Genomic DNA, 12,364 nt, shown 5'->3' on the forward strand with positions numbered 1-12,364 from the left:
CTTATGGTTCAACTAGTTTTAATTTGAAACTAGTTTGGTCTTGCGATGAATAGTCCCTGTACATCGGCTTTATCACAAAATGAAAAGCATCTTTTAATCCAGTCAAAAAAATTGCCGACCAGTTTGGTGTGGTTGTTCGCCATTGCAAGTGGGCTTAGTGTTGCCAATGTCTATTATGCGCAACCATTGCTTGATGCAATTGCAACGGATTTGGCAATCAGTTATGCCGCTGTTGGCAGTGTCATTCTCGTGACTCAAATTGGCTGTACGGTCGCTTTATTATTGTTAGTTCCATTGGGGGATCGAGTCGATCGCAGACGTTTAATGCTATTACAGCTATTCGGATTGGTACTTGCATTGAATGCTGTAAGTATCACTAAAACGGCTGTGGGCTTATTTGCAAGTATGTTTGCTGTTGGCATGTTAGGGACTGCCATGACACAGGGACTGATTGCCTATGCTGCAAGTGTGGCCGAATCCCATGAGCGTGGATATGTCGTAGGTACAGCACAAAGTGGTGTGTTTATCGGATTGTTATTAGCACGTGTTTTTGCTGGAGGTGTGAGCGATTTAGCAGGATGGAGGAGCGTATATTTTTGTGCAGCAATACTGATGTTGATGATTGCAATACCCCTATGGAAATCCTTGCCACAACGATCCAATACACCAAATATGCTGGGTTATCCTCGCTTGATTTTGTCGATGTTAAGTTTGCTTTATCACAATAAGCTCTTACAAATACGAGGCATATTGGCATTGCTGATGTTTGCAGTGTTTAATATTTTTTGGAGTGCATTGGCATTATTGTTGAGTTCTCCTCCTTATCAGTATTCCCATACCGCTATTGGTGCATTTGGTTTGGTTGGGGCACTGGGGGCATTAATGGCCACAAAAGCTGGACAATGGGCAGATCAAGGCTTTGTACAAAGAACCAGTGCTTTTGCATTGCTCGTCATCTTATTGTCTTGGTTGGCATTCGCTCAAATGGAATACTCAATTGTGGCATTAATCATCGGTATTTTATTACTGGATCTAGGCGGGCAAGCCTTACATGTCACCAATCAAAGCATGATCTTGCAAACTGGACAGGACAATCAAAGCCGCTTAATTGGACTGTATATGTTGTTCTATGCCGCAGGCAGTGGATTAGGAGCAATCACTACAACCATCACCTATGCAAAAGCGGGATGGTATGGTGTTTGCCTACTAGGTGCCTGCGGAAGTCTAATGGCATTATTATTTTGGGGCTTAACACGGCATGTTAAATAGTCATTAGACACTGTGTAGAAACATAAGGTTAATTGAGAGATATTAAATCAGCATCAACATTATAATAAATCAATCGATTCCAACAACGGTCGTAATATACGCGGTCACCATGAGAATCAAAAAGCCCAAAGACATTTCAAACAAAATGGCATAGCCCAACTGTTTTGCAAATTGGGGCTGTTGCAAACGTGGGGTGAAATACCATTTATTAAAAGCAGCTAATAGTAAGATGCAGATCACCAATAGCAGTTTAATGATAAAACCTTGCCCATAAGGCGTTGCGATGAGGGTATTAAAATCCTTAAACAAAAGCAGGGCAATGCTGGCGCCACATGCAATTAAAACCGCCACAATAAATGCCGCAATCCGCCCAAATAAATGCATAGCTTGTTTTAATGGCAGTCCACTTATGCTGTGGCTGGTTTTCCAAAGTGGGTACAGTGATCCCATCCAAACAGACATGACCAGTACATGGATGGTCAATAAAAACTGAGCAAAAATGGATAAATTGGTGACATGACCCAGTTGAGAAAAACTATATACAATAAGCACTAATGGAATAGCGAAGAAGATTTTCTCAAAGCTTCTGATACTGGTACTTTTTTGATGAAGTTTCACGAAAAGCAGTGTAAGTATTAGTGCAAAGCTGACAATACGAATCAGATGAATATGCCCCGTTGAGGTATTCAGTACAATATTGATATAGGTCAAATCAAACATGCCGAAGAGACCTGTGTTTGCAAAGCTACCAATCAAAAGCAAGAAAGCTAAAGTGCTAGAGATCAATCCTAACACTGCACCTAGTGTCATATATTGGACAATGGTCCTTTTTATTGCAGTATAACGATCCAGTAGGAAATAACAGAATGAACCGCCGATGACCATAATCATGCCGAGATAAAGGCTTACTTTGTTGAACCAAGCTGCAAACATCCAGTATTCAGACATTATTTTTCTTCCCTTTTATCAATAGCTCAGCAACCCATGCTGTAGCCAAGCTATTCATATATTTTTAATGGTAGTTGCCTTATTTCAAGGTGAAGCTATATTCACCATTCATGTTATGTCCGTCTTTGCCCATGGTGCTCCAAAGTACGTTATATTTGCCTTTTTTCAGTATTGGCAAAGCAACATCAAAGGTTTTTTTCAAGTCATGGCTGACTTTGTAATTCAGCGGTACTGCTTGGCTTTGTTCATCTAAAATTTGGATTTTCATTAACATCACCTTATCAGCAAAATTAAGGCTGAGATTTTTAGGTTGAGCAGAAACAGTGGTGTTTGCAGCTGGGGTGGAACTCATTAAGCTGACATGAGCAAAAGCACTTGAGGTGGCAATGATCATTGTTGTACCAACAAAAAGATTGCGTAATAGGGTTTTACTTTTTTGAGAAAAATTCATTTTTGATCCTCTTTGAAGCATGATGAGTTGGGGATGGCACAAAGCGCGCCATCTGATTTCATCTTTTATTATCAAAGCGATATCGGTACATTTACGCGACGTGGAAATTACTTTTCTGTCATTTTGATGCCGACAGACTTGGCTTTAAGCTACGAAGTACAATAGGTAGGGATAGGATGTAAATCATGACCACACTCAACCAGATTGCACCCGGCCAGTCGGATTGAAAGTGGAAATATAAGGTTGAGAACAACAACGGGGCAAACATTGAGGCCAAACTAATTGTCGATGCAATAATTCCTTGAAATTGACCTTGCTGTTCAGGCGAGACTTTTTGTGAAGCTAAGGCTTGCAAAGAGGGTGTACCAATACTACCGAGGGCGAAAATTGGCATGATGGCAAAAATCATCCAGCCTTGCTGTGCAAAAGCCATCACCACTAAGGCAATAGCGCTATAGCCCATGCCGATTAAGACTGTATTTCGATTGCCAAAGCGTTTGGATGCATGTTGGGGAACAAAAGCTTTAACCAACATTTGGCACAAACCAAACATTCCCAAAGAAAGACCTACCCAGAAACCATTCCATTGAAAGGCGGCATGCCCCCATAACGCCCAACAAACTGCATAAGCCTCACCTGTAGCGCTAAAGATAAAGAAAATCGCAATCAGGGGCAGCACATTGGGGATAGATCGAAGTGAAGCAAATGATTTAAATGGATTAAGGGAAGCGGCTCGATCTTTTTCGAGATTTGCAGTTTTCGATTCAGGCAGTGCCCAATAGGCTAATAAAAAGTTGAGCGCTGAAAGGATGGCTGCGACGAGAAAAGGAAGCCTGAGCCAGTATTCACCGAGCAAACCACCAAGGATTGGTCCAATGATAAAACCAGCACCAAACATGGCACTGATTAAGCCAAAGTATTGTGCGCGTTGCTCTGGTTTAGAAATATCTACCAGATAAGCAGACGCAACGGACATATTGGCGCTGCTCATGCCTGCAACGATACGACCAATCAATAACAGCGCAAAGCTATGGGAAAAGCTTAAACATAGATAGTTGATCGCTGAACCTGCCAGTGACAGCAGCAGAATTGGGCGCCGTCCAAACTTGTCACTTAATGTGCCGAGAATAGGTGAAAAAATAAATTGCATGGCAGCATAGAGACTACCGAGCAGACCGATGTACAGCGCAGTTTGGTGATTATGGGTAATATCTTGAAGTAAGGCGGGCAAGATTGGAAAAATCAGCCCGATTCCGATTGCATCTAAAGCAATGGTCGAAAAAATAATAAATAGAGAGCGATTCATAAAGCGTCCTATCGAAAAAGCAGGCACAGCAATGCTGCGAAAACCTGTTAACGATGCCTGATAACAACTCAAGCCCTGATGAACGCTGACCGAATCTTAAAGAGAGGGATATGTGTCGATGCATTCTTTTATAAAATCAAAAAAGACATCAATTTTTCGCGGTTTTTTTATCGTAACAATGGAAATGAATGGATTTAACAATCCACTCATTTGTTGAAAATTTTAGCACTAAAAATAGCAAAGGTACAAGATTGTATGAAAATTAAGCAGATACGCTGTGGCAGTTGCACATCGCATATCTGCTGAGGAAATAATTATTTTTTGGTATTCGGTAAAAATGCAGTCATAAAACCTAAGAGTGGTAGGAACGAGCAGAGCTTATATACCCACACAATACCATGCGTATCGGCCAAATGACCGAGACCTGCTGCACCAATTCCACCAATACCGAACATAAGACCGAACATCAAACCAGCAACCATACCGACACGACCAGGTACTGCTTCTTGTGCATAGACCACTAAGGCAGAAAATGCTGAAGACATGACTAAGCCAATAATAATGACCAGTATTGCCGTGCCAGTTAAGCCGACATAAGGCAACATCAGCGCAAATGGGGCAATGCCTAAGAATGACACCCAAATCACTGCTTTACGGCCAATACGGTCTCCAACTGGACCTCCAGCAAAAGTACCTAATGCAACGGCACCTAAAAATATAAATAGATACAGCTGAGAGGTTTGAATAGAAACATTAAAGCGTTCGATCAGATAGAAAGTAAAATAATTGGTAATCGCTGCGATATAGATAAATTTGGCAAACATCAACACACAGATGACGGCCATGGCCTGAATCACCTGTTTACGCGTCAAGGTCGAAATGGCACGTTGACTGGCGAGGCGTTGTGCAGGTGCTTGTTTGACTAACCATTTGGTGACACGTAATAAAACAAATATGGCTAAGGCCGCAACCAAAACAAATAAGCCTATTGCCCCTTGTCCATTCGGAATAATCACTGCCGCAGCCATTAATGGTCCAATCGCAGAACCGGTATTGCCGCCAACCTGAAACATGGATTGGGCTGTACCAAAACGTCCACCTGAGGCTGTGCGGGCGATGCGAGAAGCTTCAGGATGAAAGGTCGATGAACCAACCCCAATTAGTGCGGCAGCAAAGAGTAAACTTTGAAAACTACCTGCAATTGCCATCAATCCAATGCCGATGAGTGTGGCAACCATCCCTGCGGGCAGCAAATAGGGCTTTGGATGTTTATCGGTATAGAGGCCAATCCACGGTTGTAACAAGGATGCCGTAATTTGATAGACCAAGGCAATCCAGCCAATTTCAGCAAAACTTAATGAAAATTCGGCTTTTAGCATTGGATAACTTGCAGTCACCACAGCTTGAATCGAATCATTTAACAGATGGGCAAAAGCGACTGCACCGACTACACGCAATACCAATTTCTGGGGTTGATCATTCGGTGGAAATTGCGTTTGTGGAAATGTCTGCTCAAGAGTACCTGTATTGCTTGCCATGATTGCTCCAGCACGTTGTATCCGCTTGAATTGTGATACGGAAAGAAGGTTTGTTTTTCAGTGTTTTTATCCTAAACTGAACAGAAAGCGGCCCACAATCATATTTGGGACAGATAGTATCGAGTTCAGGCCATTTTCAGGGATGAGGGCAATGCGCAATATTCAGGTCAATGATTTTCAGGATGTGCCCCGCAATGTAATGGCAACTGGCAATGATTATCCAGATGGTCATCTTCTCGCGAGTCATCGCCATAGCAGAGGTCAATGTCTATATGCGATTACAGGAGTGCTAACGGTAATAACTCATACAGGCAGTTGGGTGGTTCCACCGAAACGCGCGCTTTGGATTCCTGCGGGGATTGACCATGAAGTACATATGGGTGGGATCACCAAAACACGTAGTGCCTATATTCTTCCAGAAGCTGCGCTGCAGGCAGATTTGCCTATGCATTGTGCAGTGATCAATGTCTCGCCGTTATTGCATGAGCTACTGTCTACAGCAGTTGATCTCCCTGCCGAATATGACTTTGGGGGGAGAGATGATTATTTAATGCGATTGATCATTGCAGAAATTGCACTCATGCCAGAGCTGCCATTAAGTGCCCCTTTACCTCAAGAGCCGCGTTTAGCTGCCTTGTGTTTGCAATTGTTGAAGACACCGAGCTTAGATTATGATCTTGATCAAATTGCAGCACAGGTCGGGATGAGCCGTCGTAATTTCACCCGAATTTTTAGGCAGCAAACGGGGATGAGTTTTAGCAATTGGCGACAACAGGCCTGCTTACTCAATGCCTTGACCCGAATGGAATTGGGGCAATCGATTACCAGTGTAGCGATGGAGCTGGGTTATAGCAGCAGCAGTGCTTTTACTGCTGCGTTTAGACGTTCTTTGGGGGCTGCACCACGTTTTTATTTACAAGGAAAATAACCAAAAAAACCGCACGCATGTGCTAATTTAGCTGTATTGACGATTATTATTCAGCATCTATTTATCTCCACAGCTGCAAACGATAGACATGATAAAATTATGATTTCATTATTAAAACGCTTAGCTTTGTCTCATCAAGGTTTAGAAAAAAATAATAGCTTTGGTGAAGGGTTATCTGGAACACAGAAGGCCATTGAACATCTGGGTTATGTGCAAATTGATACCATTTCCGTGGTGGAGCGCGCGCATCATCATGTGTTGTGGAGTCGGGTACCGAATTATCAATTGAGCCACTTAAATCAGTTGGTACAAGCGCAACAGATCTTTGAACACTGGGCACATGCAGCTTCATATCTTCCAATGCAAGATTATCGTTATGCCATGCCTTTGATGAATGCGATTCGCAATGGCGAGAGCCGTTATTTCAAAGGCGATCAGCAATTGATGCATGAGATTCTGGCGCAGGTGAAAGCTGAAGGTAGCATACGTCTCAGACATATGGACAAAGGTAAGCGGGAGGGCTCTGCTGGTTGGTGGAATGCTGGACCAAGTCGTAAGGCACTTGAACAGTTATTTATGCAAGGCGATTTAATGATCTGTGAACGTAATGGCATGGAAAAAGTCTATGATTTAACTGAACGTTGCATACCGCAGGGCATTGATTTAAGTACGCCAACACTACAGGAATATGCGCAGTATTTATTAAAGACCACCATACGCGCGCATGGCGTATTTACTTGGAAGCAATTGCTACATTTAAAAACTAACAAGGATTTACGTGAAATCATGCGTAAATTACTCGATGAGCAGATTGATGCTGGTGTACTCCAAACCATAAAAATTGAAAATGGAAACACTGTTTATGTTGCCAGTGCGGTGTTGGAATATGCACCGATTATCCCTGCGGAGGTAAAAATCTTGTCTCCTTTTGATAATCTGGTGATTCATCGTGAGCGGTTGAGTACATTATTTGAATTTGATTATCGCATTGAATGTTATGTGCCTGCCGCCAAAAGGCAATATGGCTATTTTTGCTTACCACTACTTTATGCGGATCGTTTGGTCGGGCGCATCGATTGTAAAGTGCATCGCCGCGAAAAAAGACTAGAAGTGATTCGTCTGCATTTGGAAGATCCTAATATGCAGGATCGCGATGAATTTTTGCAGGCATTAGAGCTTGAATTGCATCGTTTTGCTCAATTTAATCAGAGTACCTTACTCGATTGGAATCGAAACAAATTGGGATGAGCTCTGACTGAGTGATCTTTTACATTGGATCGGCTCAGTCAGTGGTTGAATGAATCATTAAGGTTTATTGATGAGCTTGCTTGAAAGTTCATCCCAGCGTTGATTTGCGCTTTGCATCGCCTGCATTTTGATATGTCCAAAACCACGGACTTCAGCAGGTAATTCAGCAATTTGTTCTGCAATAGACAAATCATAGCTGTTTGGTGATGAGATCAGTGTTTCAACAAAGGCGATGTAGCGATCACGCCATGCATGCTCATGTTGACGTTCTTGTTGACGTGCAAAAGGATCAAAGAAACTTTCGCGCAGCCATTGTAAGCGGGCAAGTAGCATCATCGGGAAACGCATCCAGTAACCAAAAATACGTTTGCGTACATTGGTACCCAGTGTAGGTGGTGCGAGGTGGTAGGATAAACGCACACCGCGCCCGAATTGCGATTCGATTGATTTTTTAAAGCTGGCACCTGTCAACAGGCGGGCAACTTCATACTCATCTTTATAGGCCATTACACGATACAGCTGTGTGGCGATTGTGGTTGCAAGCGCTTCAGGCAACATTTTAGACGCTTGTTCTGCAAGATTTCTATATGTATCAGCATAAGCATCATTCCAATAATCTTGCAAACGGACTGAACGATCATGAATCAGTTCTGGCAGCGTTTGCGGTGCATTTTGTTTTGGCAAACTGTCGAGTAGACGCTTCGCCAGATCTGGATCGCTTGCAAGATGACAACCTACGCGGAAAGCTTCAAGATTCTTTTCAACTGCTGTGCCATTAAGTTGAATGGCTTTTTCAATACTTTCACGCAGTAATGGAATCTGACCAGATTGCCATGCCATTCCCAGCAAGATCTGATTGGCAAAGATGGCATCACCCAAGACCTGAGTGGCAATACGTGCAGCAGGTAAAGATACCAGTTTACCTTGGTCGACATGACCACGAAGACGATTGATCAAATCCGTAATTGGCGCAAACCAGTCACGTTTATTAATAAAGTCAGATGTCGGTGAGCTATCTTCATTGACAATGACCATTGCATTTGGTTTTAAACGTGACAAGGCTGCATTACTGCCTGCCACCACTGCATCGGCACCAATAAGAAGGTCACATTGACCCGTAGGGATTTTGGTTGCGGAAATTTGCTCGTCATCTGAGGCCAATTGAACATAGGAATAAACTGTACCGCCTTTTTGAGCCAGTCCTGCCATGTCCATGACGCGTGCTGCTTTACCTTCCAGGTGCGCGGCCATTCCCAATAATGCGCCGACGGTGACCACACCTGTACCACCCACACCACCAACCATGATTCGGCTTGGTGTCGTATCAAGTTGAGGAAGAATCGGATGTTCAGGCCAACCCGTAGCAAAACCCTCAAACTTGGCTGGACGTTTCATATCGCGTGTATGCACGGTCACAAAACTTGGGCAGAAACCTTCTACACAGGTAAAGTCTTTATTACAGCTACTTTGGTTAATTTGACGTTTAGTACCTAAAGTCGTTTCTACGGGTTCAATTGAAAGACAATTTGATTTTTTCGAGCAATCGCCACAGCCTTCACAAATATCGCTATTGATGTAGAGGCGTTCAGCAGGGTCAGGATAAGCATCACGTTTACGGCGACGACGTTTTTCGCTGGCACAGGTTTGCACATAGATTAAAGCGGTCACACCCGAAATATCACGCAATTCACGTTGTACTGCATCAAGATCATTGCGATGGCGGATTTCGACATGTGGCGCAAGGTGTTCTTCAGCATGGATCAGCTCAGGTTCATCCGTTACGATTACCTGCTTTTTAATGCCTTCTGCATCAAGCTGGCGGGTCAGTTGCGCGACACTCAAATGTCCATCGACATGTTGTCCGCCAGTCATGGCAACTGCATCGTTATAAAGGATTTTATAGGTGATGTTGATATTGGCTGCGATGGCTTGTCGAATTGCCAAATAGCCTGAATGGAAGTAGGTTCCATCACCGAGATTGGCAAAAATATGCTTTTCATTGGTAAAGTGCGATGCACCCGCCCAGCTCACACCTTCGCCGCCCATTTGCGAGAAAGTTTCCGTGCCGCGATCCAGTGATACCGCAATATAGTGACAACCGATACCGCCTAGGGCGCGACTGCCTTCTGGCACCACGGTGGAGGTATTATGCGGACAACCGCTACAGAAATAAGGTTTGCGGTCTGCCAGATCCAGCACACGGCGTGACTCTTGTTCTGCTTTTTGCAATAAATCGATGCGATTCTGAATTTGTTGTCTTAAATTCTCAGGTAAATCGAGTTGCAGAAAACGTGCTGCCAGCATTTTGGCAATCGGTTCAGGTTGAAACTCGTAATGCCCAATCAGCGGTGCTTCTTTAAATGAGGTACTCCATTCGCCTTTACCATGGATCGCTTTGCCGATCACATGTGGGCGTTGCTCATCAGGCAGGGAATACAATTCATCTTTAATTTGTGCTTCCAGAATAGGACGTTTTTCTTCGACCACAATCAGCTCTTGTAAACCCTCGGCAAATTCACGCAGACCTTGTGGTTCCAAAGGCCAGATTAAACTTACTTGATAGACCCGTAGCCCAAGTTGTTGCGCTGTTTCATTTTCAATGCCGAGAATGCGCAAGGCTTCAATGGTATCGAGATAACCTTTACCACTGGCTGCAATACCAATACGGGCATGCTCACAAGGCCATGTGATCTGATTCAGTTGATTGGCACGGGCATAGGCCAATACTGCAGGTAAGCGATATTGATATAGCCGTTGTTCTTGTTGGATACCATGATCTGGCCAGCGGATATGGATGCCATCGGCAGGTAGCTCGATTTCAGGTAAAACAGGTGTGACACGATCGAGATCCACAATGACCGAAGCCGAAGTTTCAACAATTTCACTGACCAGTTTCATTGAGGTCCAGACCCCAGCAAAACGTGACATGGCAATGGCATGGACGCCCAAATCGAGAATATGTTGCACCGAAGTTGGATAGAAAATTGGAATGCCACAACCCATCATCACATGTTCGGATTGATGGGGAACAGTCGATGATTTACAGGAATGGTCATCACCAAATAGGGCAACCACACCACCATGTTCGGCAGTTCCTGCAAGGTTGGCATGGCGGAGTACGTCACCTGAGCGGTCTACACCTGGGCCTTTACCATACCACCATGCGCTCACACCATCATATTTGCCTTGACCTGCAAGATTGGCTTGCTGGGTGCCCCAGATTGCGGTTGCTGCTAAATCTTCATTAATACCGGGTTGAAAGACGACATGATGATCTTTAAGTATGCCTCCAATTTGCCAAAGGAAATTGTCATAGTTACCGACAGGAGAACCGCGATAACCTGAAATAAAGCCGGCAGTGTGCAACCCGTTCAACTCATCACGACGAGTCTGTGCTAGAGGTAATCGAACCAGTGCCTGAATGCCTGTCATATAGGCCGAACCGTGATCACTGATATATTTATCGTCCAGTGATACATCTTTAGTAGCGATCATTTTTGGAGTAACTTTTGTCGCTATATTCATTTATGTCTCCTTAGAATTGTGTGTAGTTTTGACTACTTTCTTTTTTCAACATCCGGTTGAATATTTGGAGTAAGTACATATTTTAAAAAGATTGATCAGCGGCGTTCGCTAAAAAAGCTGCTCAATCAATGTACATATTTGTCATTGTGGTTGATCCAGACTGGTGCAACAATGCGTAATTTAGAAAAAGATATTTACGTTATGCGCAAAAATCTTGATGGTGGATTGCTACATGCAATGCATGCCTTCCTGAAAGTGATTGATAGCGGGAGTTTCACGGCTGCCGCTGAACAGATGGAACTGACAACTGCGCAAGTTTCGCGATTAATTAGCGAATTAGAAGGGCGTTTAGGTACAAAACTACTACAACGATCAACCCGCCAGCATGCCTTGACCGAGATCGGTGAAACTTATGCCGAGCAGTGTCGCCAAGTACTGGCGATGGTGGAGGAATCCGAAGCCCAAGCGATGGGCATGGCAGCCAGACCACAAGGGCGATTGCGAGTGTTGAGTATGGCCAGTTTTGGTCATCACTATCTGGCACCGATGATGGCAGAATTTTGTCAAACTTATCCTGAACTTACAGTTGAATATCGTACCTCACAGAATGTGCCTGATTTGTTAGGTAAGGGCATTGATGTCAGTTTGTATCTGACAGAATCATTGGCAGATTCAAGATTTGTGGCACGTCGAATTGGTACCATCTTTTCGGTGTTATGTGCATCACCTGCATACTTGGAAAAGTATGGCGAACCTCAAATACTGGAGGATTTACAGAAGCATGCCTGCTTACGTTTGGTCAATCCCTCAATTACCCCACAATGGCACCTGATCAGTGAAAATAGCTGTTCTTATCAGATTGATATCAATGGTCCCTTGATTGCTGATACGCCTGAGTTGCTTTTGGATGTGGTACAGCAGGATATGGGGATTGCATTGCTGCCGACATTCTCATCGATTGATGCGATTCGGGAAGGGCGACTGCGCCGTATTTTACCTGCTTGGCGATCACCTGATATTGGAGTGTATACCTTATTGCCATCGCGTCATTTTGTAGATGCAAAAACACGGGCATGGTTGGAGTGGGTCGAGCAGCATATTTCTCCTAAAATCCAAAAGGATACGGATTATTTTTTATAAATAATTTTGAG

9 protein-coding genes are annotated in these 12,364 nt (G+C 43.7%); 4 read left to right on the plus strand and 5 right to left on the minus strand.

Annotation, left to right across the window (positions count from 1 at the left end):
- The first annotated feature begins 45 nt into the window (after positions 1-45).
- Positions 46-1,269 (plus strand): MFS transporter, encoded by a 1,224-nt coding sequence (locus FPL17_RS02330; RefSeq protein ID WP_159882931.1) that lies wholly within the window; start codon positions 46-48, stop codon positions 1,267-1,269.
- A gap of 69 nt (positions 1,270-1,338) precedes the next feature.
- Here the strand turns inward: FPL17_RS02330 and FPL17_RS02335 are convergent, their stop codons facing one another.
- From FPL17_RS02335 to FPL17_RS02350, 4 genes are all read right to left on the minus strand, one after another.
- Complete coding sequence (locus tag FPL17_RS02335) at positions 1,339-2,217, minus strand: copper resistance D family protein (protein WP_159882933.1); 879 nt, start codon at positions 2,215-2,217, stop codon at positions 1,339-1,341.
- 79 nt (positions 2,218-2,296) lie between these two features.
- Positions 2,297-2,668 (minus strand): copper resistance CopC family protein, encoded by a 372-nt coding sequence (locus FPL17_RS02340; protein ID WP_159882935.1) that lies wholly within the window; start codon positions 2,666-2,668, stop codon positions 2,297-2,299.
- A gap of 118 nt (positions 2,669-2,786) precedes the next feature.
- Complete coding sequence (locus FPL17_RS02345; protein ID WP_159882937.1) at positions 2,787-3,974, minus strand: TCR/Tet family MFS transporter; 1,188 nt, start codon at positions 3,972-3,974, stop codon at positions 2,787-2,789.
- 314 nt (positions 3,975-4,288) lie between these two features.
- Complete coding sequence (locus tag FPL17_RS02350) at positions 4,289-5,512, minus strand: MFS transporter (protein WP_159882939.1); 1,224 nt, start codon at positions 5,510-5,512, stop codon at positions 4,289-4,291.
- A gap of 151 nt (positions 5,513-5,663) precedes the next feature.
- Between FPL17_RS02350 and FPL17_RS02355 the strand changes: the two genes are divergently transcribed.
- Complete coding sequence (locus FPL17_RS02355) at positions 5,664-6,440, plus strand: AraC family transcriptional regulator (RefSeq protein WP_159882941.1); 777 nt, start codon at positions 5,664-5,666, stop codon at positions 6,438-6,440.
- A 99-nt stretch (positions 6,441-6,539) separates the two neighbouring features.
- Positions 6,540-7,688: a winged helix-turn-helix domain-containing protein gene (locus tag FPL17_RS02360; protein WP_159882943.1), complete on the plus strand. Its 1,149-nt coding sequence runs from the start codon at positions 6,540-6,542 to the stop codon at positions 7,686-7,688.
- Positions 7,689-7,745: 57 nt separating this feature from the next.
- Here the strand turns inward: FPL17_RS02360 and FPL17_RS02365 are convergent, their stop codons facing one another.
- Positions 7,746-11,213, minus strand: coding sequence for an indolepyruvate ferredoxin oxidoreductase family protein (locus FPL17_RS02365; RefSeq protein ID WP_159882945.1), 3,468 nt, complete (start codon positions 11,211-11,213; stop codon positions 7,746-7,748).
- 201 nt (positions 11,214-11,414) lie between these two features.
- Here FPL17_RS02365 and FPL17_RS02370 point away from each other — a divergent pair, with 201 nt between their 5' ends.
- Positions 11,415-12,353, plus strand: coding sequence for a LysR family transcriptional regulator (locus FPL17_RS02370; protein WP_159886763.1), 939 nt, complete (start codon positions 11,415-11,417; stop codon positions 12,351-12,353).
- The last annotated feature ends 11 nt before the right edge of the window (positions 12,354-12,364 follow it).

Source organism: Acinetobacter dispersus (assembly GCF_009884975.1).
Classification (GTDB): domain Bacteria; phylum Pseudomonadota; class Gammaproteobacteria; order Pseudomonadales; family Moraxellaceae; genus Acinetobacter; species Acinetobacter dispersus.

Coding starts and splice junctions, on each gene's coding strand:
- FPL17_RS02330 (WP_159882931.1), top strand. CDS start 46: ATGAATAGTCCCTGTACATCGGCTTTATCACAAAATGAAAAGCATCTT.
- FPL17_RS02335 (WP_159882933.1), bottom strand. CDS start 2,217: ATGTCTGAATACTGGATGTTTGCAGCTTGGTTCAACAAAGTAAGCCTT.
- FPL17_RS02340 (WP_159882935.1), bottom strand. CDS start 2,668: ATGAATTTTTCTCAAAAAAGTAAAACCCTATTACGCAATCTTTTTGTT.
- FPL17_RS02345 (WP_159882937.1), bottom strand. CDS start 3,974: ATGAATCGCTCTCTATTTATTATTTTTTCGACCATTGCTTTAGATGCA.
- FPL17_RS02350 (WP_159882939.1), bottom strand. CDS start 5,512: ATGGCAAGCAATACAGGTACTCTTGAGCAGACATTTCCACAAACGCAA.
- FPL17_RS02355 (WP_159882941.1), top strand. CDS start 5,664: ATGCGCAATATTCAGGTCAATGATTTTCAGGATGTGCCCCGCAATGTA.
- FPL17_RS02360 (WP_159882943.1), top strand. CDS start 6,540: ATGATTTCATTATTAAAACGCTTAGCTTTGTCTCATCAAGGTTTAGAA.
- FPL17_RS02365 (WP_159882945.1), bottom strand. CDS start 11,213: ATGAATATAGCGACAAAAGTTACTCCAAAAATGATCGCTACTAAAGAT.
- FPL17_RS02370 (WP_159886763.1), top strand. CDS start 11,415: ATGCGCAAAAATCTTGATGGTGGATTGCTACATGCAATGCATGCCTTC.